Here is an 8202-nt window from a genome sequence, read left to right as displayed (position 1 = left end):
GTGTAATGCCCCTTTTGGGGGTCTATTAATCGGCGAGTCTGTATAAAAAGTAGTTAGACCCCTTCCTTGCACAACAAGGTAAAAGAAAAAAAATCATCTCGCCTGTGGGGGATGAACATTTGGCAAACAAATTTTCGGTTATCATGTAACGACAATTCAAACTAATCAAACGTCCAGCAACGGGAACTTAAATTCATGTCTGATTACTCAAAAATAGTTCAATCCATTCGTGAAGCCGTGAAAGTTGCGGCGGCTACTCCACAACGCCCCGAAGGTAAACTTCGTGACCTTGTTGCCCCATTATGGGAAGAATACATGCGGGCAAAAAAGATTGATTTGAGATTCGACCCCCGTGATGAAGTGATTTTAGCCAATGGACGCGCAGATACAGTTTTCAACCGCTTAATTCTTGAATACAAAAAACCAAATGTCATCAAACCCGATAATGGCAAGAATCGCGCTTTGATTTCACAGGTTCAAGGTTACATTGAAGACCTTTCCAAAGAAGAACGCTGGAAAGAAGAACGCTTGCTTGGGGTGGCATTTGATGGAAATTACTTTCTTTATGTTCGCAAGGTAAAGCGATGGATTGAAGAAGAGCCTGAACCTGTTACAGAAAAAAGCGTTGAAAAATTTCTCCTCACGCTTGAAAAACTGACCAGCAAAGCCGCGCTTGTGCCAGATAATTTGATTAGAGATTTTGCAGTCGGCACAGATTCAAGAAATTACCTTGCGGCAAAAACAATTCGAGCGTTTTATTCCGCCTTGAAAGATGGATATGTGGAGCGCGTAAAAGTTTTCTTTGAACAATGGGCGCTTCAATTTGCGGAAGTACATGGGGCAATTGAAAACAAGAAATTTGATTCCAAGACTCTTTTTGAATCTTATGGCTTCAAAAAACAAGAGCAAAAAGATTTTGATTTTCTGGCTTTCTTTTTTGCGCTTGATACTTACTATGCAATCCTAATGAAATTATTGGCTTATCAAGTAGTTGGTTTTTATACGCTCAAAAACATTTCTGGCTTACCTCTCGCAGAATGGGAATCGCTAGATTCTGATACTTTGCGAGAAAGACTAAACGAACTTGAAGAAGGCGGCATTTTTCACCAACTCGGTATTCGTAATTTTCTTGAAGGCGATTTGCTCTCTTGGTATTTGAACGATTGGAGCGATGAAATCGAACAGGCAATACGGGAAATCATCACCCGCTTAAATCAATATGACCCGCAAACGCTTGAATTACTTCCCGATGAAACCCGCGACATTTTCAAAAAATTGTATCAATACCTTGTTCCAAAACAAATTCGGCATGACTTAGGTGAGTATTACACGCCTGATTGGTTAGCAGACCGTTGTTTGAATCAATTGGGTTATGGTGAAAAAGTTCGTGACTTGTTGAAATTGCGTTTGCTTGACCCTGGATGTGGTTCGGGAACTTTCCCAATTCTTGCCATAAAACGCGCCAGAGAAAATGCCCGTATCAATAATATCAGCCCAACTGAAACGCTTCAATTGATAACGCGCAACATTGTCGGCTTTGATTTGAATCCTTTAGCAGTGATTGCCGCCCGAACAAATTACTTGCTGGCAATTGCTGACTTGTTACCACATCGTAAAGGTGAAGTGACTATTCCCATTTACCTTTGCGACAGTATTAACCCACCTCGCGCCAAAGAACAAATGGATTTATTTGATACAAGCGCAGGTATTCATACAGTTTCAACGAGCGTGGGCAATTTTCGTATGCCGAACAATTTGATTGAGCGCGAATTAATTCAAAAGACAACCAACCTTCTTGAAGAATGTGCCAAGAAACAAGTAAGTCAGGAAAAGTTTTTACAACGCGCTCATACAGAATTGAAATTAGATGACCTTGAAATTTTAGGCGAAACTTACGCCAAACTTCTTGATTTAGAAAAGAAGGGCATTAATGGCATCTGGGCGCGGATTATCAAGAATGCCTTTGCGCCTTTATTCATGGGTGAATTTGATTTTATTGCAGGTAATCCGCCTTGGGTCAATTGGGAAGCATTACCACAAGAGTACCGAGAATCAACCGCCCCGCTTTGGCAAAAATATAACTTATTTGAGCATACAGGTTTACGCGCCCGACTTGGAAGCGCAAAAGATGACATTTCTGTATTAATGACTTATGTAGCGATAGACAAATATCTAAAAGATAAAGGCAAAATTTGTTTTGTAATTACACAAACAATTTTCAAAACAGTTGGCGGGGGCGAAGGGTTTAGACGTTTCCAACTTGGCATAGGCGGAACACACTTTAAGATTATCCAAGTTGACGATATTGTAGACTTGCAACCTTTCGACTCTGCGACAAATCGAACTGCGGTTTTCCTTGCCCAAAAAGGTGAAAAGACTGAGTATCCAGTTGACTACATGGTATGGAAGAAAAAAGAAAAAGGTTCGATAGACCTTGATTATTCATGGCAAGAAGTACAAGAAAAAACAATTGTCCGCTATTTGAAAGCACAAAGCATTGACGGTTCATTACAAGGTTCATGGATTTCAGCCAAGCCAAAAGCATTAAAGGCAATAAAAAATGCTTTGGGTAAAGCCGCATATCAAGGTCGCGCAGGCATCACCACATGGTTGAACGGTGCGTATTGGGGGACAATTACGCAAAGCGAAAATAAAAATTTAGTAGTCTTTTCTAATCTTCATGATGTTGGAAAAACAGAAGTTGAGTCGGCTAGCAGTGAAATCGAAGCCGATTTAGTTTTTCCTTTATTGCGGGGAAGGGAAATAAAAAGATGGAACATAACACCTGATACCTATGTAATTTTGCCTCAAGACCCGAATCAACCCAGCAAAGGGATTTCACGGAAAGTTTTCGAGTCTAAATATCAGAAATGCTTTGAATACTTTCGTAAATTCGAGAGCCAACTAACAAATAGAAGCGGCTACAAAAAATATCTTGAACCCGCTGGAGAGCCTTTCTATTCGTTGTACAACATTGGAACATATACTTTTATGCCATACAAAGTCGTATGGAAGGCATTAGCAAGCGGTAGCGTTGCTTCTGTGCTTAGTTCAACAAGTGTTGGGTCATTTCAAAAACCGACTATACCAGACCATAATATTATTTTTGTACCATTTGAAAATGAAGATGAAGCACATTATTTCTGCGCGTTAATGAATACATCAATTACAAGTTTTATAATCACTGGATATGTGGCTATGTTCTTTTCGGCTCACGTTCTTGATAATATCAAAATCCCAAAATTCGACAAGCAAAACGAAACGCATGTTGAACTTGCACATTTATCTGAAAAATGCCACAAAAAAACCGCCGCAGGAATTGACGTAAGCGACCTTGAAGAACAAATTGATAATCTTTCCGCTGAATTATGGGGTTTGACTAAGCAAGAATTGATAGAAATTAAGGAAAGTTTGCAGGAGATGTAATGAGAGAGTTTACCGAAACACTCCGTTCTATTATGTCAGTAGTTGCTCATCAGTTGGAGTTAATGCCAGCCAGCGAAGGCGCAATGGAAGAAATGACCTTCACGGATGAAGATGAGCGAGACGATTCGAGATTTTCCCAAGATAATCTTGAAGTAGATTCCATGCTTGAAACGCCCCGCCCCACTTGGAAATATCGGGAAGTGCGTTCTATTCACCGCAAGGAAGAACATTTCTTTCGCTATTTTCTCGATGGCTCATATCGTCATTATTTCCTTGCCACAGGCTTGGAGCATGACCGTTCTACGCCAATTTTCCTTTCTCAAATTGCGCTTGCCATTATCAATCGGGATGACAAAGGCAAAATTCATACCGTCAAACGTCAGCATCAATGGTATTTGCTGATTGCCAAATCCCGAATCTCTGACGCGGCTTGGCAATCTATTCAGAACGCAACCAAGAACACGCCGTACAATATCAAAGTTGGCGACTTGATGGAAAAAGACGAATACACCGACGACTTCCGCGAAGGACAAGAGTTGCGAGAAAAAGGACGCGGTAAGACCCGTCACTTAATGAGCGCGATGGAGTTTGAAGTTGCTAGCGAATTTATTCGCACGATTCCCGAAGGTTGGATGATAAAAGATGGATTGGTTTCGTTTGGCAAATATGGCGCAGGTATGCAGACCGAGCGCGTGATTGGCGTAGCGAAAAACTTTACCAGCACGCAAAAATTTTATGTGCAAGGCAAAACGCGGGAAAAAGAAAGCGTGGTTTCACTGATTGCAAATCTCCCGCATTATCACCGCACCCCCGCCTTTGAAGGTTTCGCAAGTAAAACCGCCTTTTGGTATTTGCGGTTGCGTAGTCCTCAACACATGCAATATCCAATGCAAGGCGTTATCAAAGTTGAAATTCCAAATTTGATAGAACAACCTATTACAACGGAATTGATAGACAAAATTTCTGGCGCGTTATTAGCGGAACAATTCGTCACCCCTTATGGCTCAGATGACCGTTGGCATTCTCACTTGTACCCGATTTATCAAGCAGAACACGCATCCAAACAGCAATTTGTTTCAACCCAAATTTTGCAAGGCATTATCAAAAGCGCATTAAGGAGTTAATCATGACCGATAACAACGTAATTGGAAGAACTTCCGCAACTGACCGCGAACCGAACACATCTGATAAATTCAACTTCTGGATTACTGCGGATGTCATCGTCAACCCGTTTGATATTGTTCAATCTGACCATTTGAACGGAAGTAAAACTTATGGATTGGTTGCAACATTGGAACATCGAACAGACGCGGCAAGCCATTTGGCAAATTATGTTTCCAACAATTTTGGCTCAGTTGCAGAAGAACCCAATACTCCCCGCGTTGGTGCAACTTTAGCCCGCGCAAATGTGATGATGAATGACGGCGGCGGCACAAATGCAGACGGAACGCCAAAAGATGGAATTTATATGCCAGTTGAAAACGAACAAGCCGTTCGCTTTGCAGAAGAAGCAGGTATTCATGCCGCGCTTGGTATTGACACAATGCGACCAGAGAATCGTATTCCCGCAGGTTTAATCAAGATGAGTAATCAAGTTGAAGCAGTGGTTTATCTTGATAAGTCTTATGTAATTGGACCCGAATCGGCGCACGTCAATATTTCTGGTATTAGCGGTTTAGCAACCAAGACCAGTTACGCAATGTTTCTCTTGCAATCCATTTTACAAAAAGCAGATAGTGAAGGTATTGCAGTCATTATTTTGAATGTCAAACATGGTGACTTGCTGAAAATTGACGAACCGCCAACACAATTGGATGAACAGCAAAAATCACTTTGGATGAAATTGGGACTTGAACCGCGCCCATTTGATAATGTCCATTATCTTTTGCCACGAGCGAAAAACGGAGAACCAAACAGCCATTATCGCCCGCGCAATTTCAAAACGTATGGATATGAATTAAATGATTGTATAGAAAAACTAGACCTTCTGTTTTCAAGTGTTCCAGACCCAACCGATACCATTGATTCACTTGTTGGAGAAATTGCCAACGGTTTGATGAATAAAACTGCCAAATCACCTTTTACTAAAGTAAAAGACTGGAACAGTTTACTTAATGATGAACCCCTTGCTAAAGAAGGAAAATCTCAGGGTATTGGAGATGTAAAATCAAGTTCAGTTGGAAAATTCCGCCGTCACTTAAGGCGCATGGTACAAACTCGCACAACGGGTATTTTCACCAATCAGCGCACTCGTAACGAGCAGGAACTTTCTCACGAGATACGCGGCATTGAAGGCGGTCATACTTACGTTGTGGATATTGCCAAATTGCAGGAACATGAACAAGCCTTTGTCTTTGGCGATATTATCCGCACAGTTTATGAAATGTTTGCCGAATCAGATGAAACGCTTGACCTTCCAAAAAAGGTTTTGATTTTCGTTGACGAGTTAAATAAGTATGCTCCCGCAGGAACAAAAGACTCCCCATTGATTGAACAAATCCTTGATATTTCAGAGCGCGGGCGTTCTTTGGGTGTGATTCTACTTTCCGCTCAACAATTTATGAGCGCAGTTCATCCCCGCGTTACAGGCAACGCCGCTACAAAAATTATTGGTAGAAGTACATCAAGCGAAATCATGCAACCTGATTATCGTTTCCTTGACCAAGACTTGAAGTTATCAACAACTCGTTTATCAAAAGGCGAGTTATTAATTCAACATGCCGTCTATCGCCAGCCTGTAAAAATCATTTTTCCCAAGCCAGCATACAAGCAGGATTAATGTTTTCATCTTTTAGGCAAGCGAGTCTTCAAGTTCAAAAACGGGGTCTAACAAAGCGTGCACCCGACAAGTGGGATTCTGCGCGTTTTTCAAGCATTTTTCTCGCTTCAAGTTTTTCCTGCTCACAAGCAGAATCTCAGCCCGCCCACTTGCGGGTAACGCAAACCGTTGGGCGGCAGGTTCAAAAAGTCTTACAAAAAAGGAGTGTCATCGTGATGAATAAAGTCGTTTTTGTGCAAGCGTATTTTGCGCCTATTGGAAAAAACCAGATAGTTAAAGTCCCTACAGGGGAAAAGAAAACAGGTTTTTTTGGAGGCGAGTCAGATGTGACTCGAGATGAAACGAAATGGGTACAAACGGGCTATTCTGACAGACAAGTAGATACAACGCGTTTGGAAAAGGACTTGCAAGAAGCGATTGAAAGCCTGAATAAAGATGGCTATGAAGTTATCAACGTCACTAACATTATTTCAGGTGAATATAACTATGAGTGGAAAAAAGAAGCAGGGGCAGCATGGGGATATAGTTACGGTTATGGCTATAGTTACACCGATGGGTTAATGGTTGTCGCCCGAAAAGTATAAATATCTTTTTGTCCGATAAGAAAAATCTTCTTGAAAGGATATTTTTATGGACGTGATTGGTAGTTGTCTTACTCTTGTTGCTATTATTGTTGTTGCAAGCATCCTTTGGGAAATCATTAAAAATTTCTTTCATAATACCTTTGGAGATACAGTTGAAAAGAAAATCACCAGTGGTGGGATGAAAATCTGTCCGCACTGCGAAAGTGTTGTTACTCCAAGAGGCTCGACTTGTCCAGTTTGCCAGAAAAAAATAGTCTAATCAATGGCAGCCGCCCAACAAAGCGTGCACCTGACGTGTGGGATTCTGCGGCATTTTGGAGTATTTTTCTGGCTTCGAGTTTTTCCTGCCCCCAAGCAGAGTCCACGCCCGCCCACACGCAGGTAACGCAAACCGTTAGCCCGCTCCTTGCAAAATTTATATAGCGAAAAAAATTATGTCTACAGAAATAATTACAGCCGTTATTGCCGCAGTTGTCGCACTTATTAGTGCTATTGTAACTATCACAGGTCAAACTCGAACTGCAAGGCTCGAACATGAATTAACCTTGCAAAGAGACGCTCAGTCAAAAGAGACGAAAAATAATGAATTGGTCGCCAAATACAGAAATCCAATATTGAAATCGGCGTTTGACCTTCAAAGTCGCCTTTTCGGAATAGTTCAATTAGGGTTTTTGCAAATTTATTATTATAAATCACCTACAGATAAAGAATATGCTACTCAACATACACTTTATGTGATTGCAGAATATTTGGGATGGATAGAAATTTTTAGACGAGAAGTGCAGTTTTTAGATTTCGGTGACTTAAAAACCAGTCAGCAACTTGAAAAAATATTGAGTAATATTTCATCAACCTTCTTAACTGATGGTTTTGATTTAACTTTCAGGTTGTTTCGTGGGCAACAACAAGCAATCGGCGAAATAATGACCGTCAAGAGTGAAATTAACTCAGGAAAACATGAGTGTATGGGGTTTTCTGATTTTGTGAAAAGGCTTGATGAACCAGAATTTCAACGTTGGTTTATCAAGTTATCGAAAGATGTGGAAGTTCTTTCAAACGAACCCAAAGGTCATGAACGCCGCTTAATCATCTTACAACATTTACTAATTGATTTGATAGATTTTCTTGATCCAGAATGCATCCGTATTCCTCAAAGCAAACGATATAAAATAGAGTCTACAAGAGATGTGCAGCAAGAAATAATGCAATGGTATGCAAAACAAAATGCGGTCTAAAGTCAAAAGCGGGCTAACAAAGCGTGCACCTGACGCTGGGGACTCGGCGCACATCCCAAGCAGTTTCCTACGCCTTATCCTTTTTCTGGTTGGACGGCTTCGCCGTCCCCGCCCCAGCACAGGTAACGCAAGCCGTTAGGTGTGTGTTTCGTTAAGGCATTTGGCTACTTCGCAAAAG

6 protein-coding genes are annotated in these 8202 nt (G+C 41.2%); all 6 read left to right on the top strand.

The window, feature by feature from the left end; translation table 11 throughout:
- Nucleotides 1-195: 195 nt before the first annotated feature.
- Nucleotides 196-3426 carry an SAM-dependent DNA methyltransferase gene (locus LC115_08155; GenBank protein ID MCZ2356644.1) on the top strand — a complete coding sequence of 1077 codons (3231 nt, stop codon included), beginning with the start codon at nucleotides 196-198 and terminating at the stop codon, nucleotides 3424-3426.
- Between the two features lie 32 nt (nucleotides 3427-3458).
- Nucleotides 3459-4550: a hypothetical protein gene (locus tag LC115_08150; GenBank protein ID MCZ2356643.1), complete on the top strand. Its 1092-nt coding sequence runs from the start codon at nucleotides 3459-3461 to the stop codon at nucleotides 4548-4550.
- 2 nt (nucleotides 4551-4552) lie between these two features.
- A complete protein-coding gene (locus tag LC115_08145) occupies nucleotides 4553-6205 on the top strand; it encodes an ATP-binding protein (protein MCZ2356642.1) in 1653 nt (550 codons plus the stop codon).
- Nucleotides 6205-6789 carry a hypothetical protein gene (locus LC115_08140; protein MCZ2356641.1) on the top strand — a complete coding sequence of 195 codons (585 nt, stop codon included), beginning with the start codon at nucleotides 6205-6207 and terminating at the stop codon, nucleotides 6787-6789. Before LC115_08145 ends, LC115_08140 begins: the two co-directional genes overlap by 1 nt.
- Before the next feature lie 46 nt (nucleotides 6790-6835).
- Nucleotides 6836-7048 carry a hypothetical protein gene (locus LC115_08135; GenBank protein ID MCZ2356640.1) on the top strand — a complete coding sequence of 71 codons (213 nt, stop codon included), beginning with the start codon at nucleotides 6836-6838 and terminating at the stop codon, nucleotides 7046-7048.
- Between the two features lie 175 nt (nucleotides 7049-7223).
- Complete coding sequence (locus LC115_08130) at nucleotides 7224-8024, top strand: hypothetical protein (protein MCZ2356639.1); 801 nt, start codon at nucleotides 7224-7226, stop codon at nucleotides 8022-8024.
- Nucleotides 8025-8202: the final 178 nt, after the last annotated feature.

This window comes from Bacteroidia bacterium (assembly GCA_026932145.1).
Taxonomy (GTDB): domain Bacteria; phylum Bacteroidota; class Bacteroidia; order J057; family JAIXKT01; genus JAIXKT01.
The sequence above is the reverse complement of the archived record's forward strand: the minus strand, read 5'-3'. Positions and strand labels throughout refer to the sequence as shown.

What these genes read in the sequence shown, in the direction of transcription:
- LC115_08145 (MCZ2356642.1), top strand. Translation starts at nt 4,553, where the DNA reads ATGACCGATAACAACGTAATTGGAAGAACTTCCGCAACTGACCGCGAA.
- LC115_08140 (MCZ2356641.1), top strand. Translation starts at nt 6,205, where the DNA reads ATGTTTTCATCTTTTAGGCAAGCGAGTCTTCAAGTTCAAAAACGGGGT.
- LC115_08155 (MCZ2356644.1), top strand. Translation starts at nt 196, where the DNA reads ATGTCTGATTACTCAAAAATAGTTCAATCCATTCGTGAAGCCGTGAAA.
- LC115_08135 (MCZ2356640.1), top strand. Translation starts at nt 6,836, where the DNA reads ATGGACGTGATTGGTAGTTGTCTTACTCTTGTTGCTATTATTGTTGTT.
- LC115_08150 (MCZ2356643.1), top strand. Translation starts at nt 3,459, where the DNA reads ATGTCAGTAGTTGCTCATCAGTTGGAGTTAATGCCAGCCAGCGAAGGC.
- LC115_08130 (MCZ2356639.1), top strand. Translation starts at nt 7,224, where the DNA reads ATGTCTACAGAAATAATTACAGCCGTTATTGCCGCAGTTGTCGCACTT.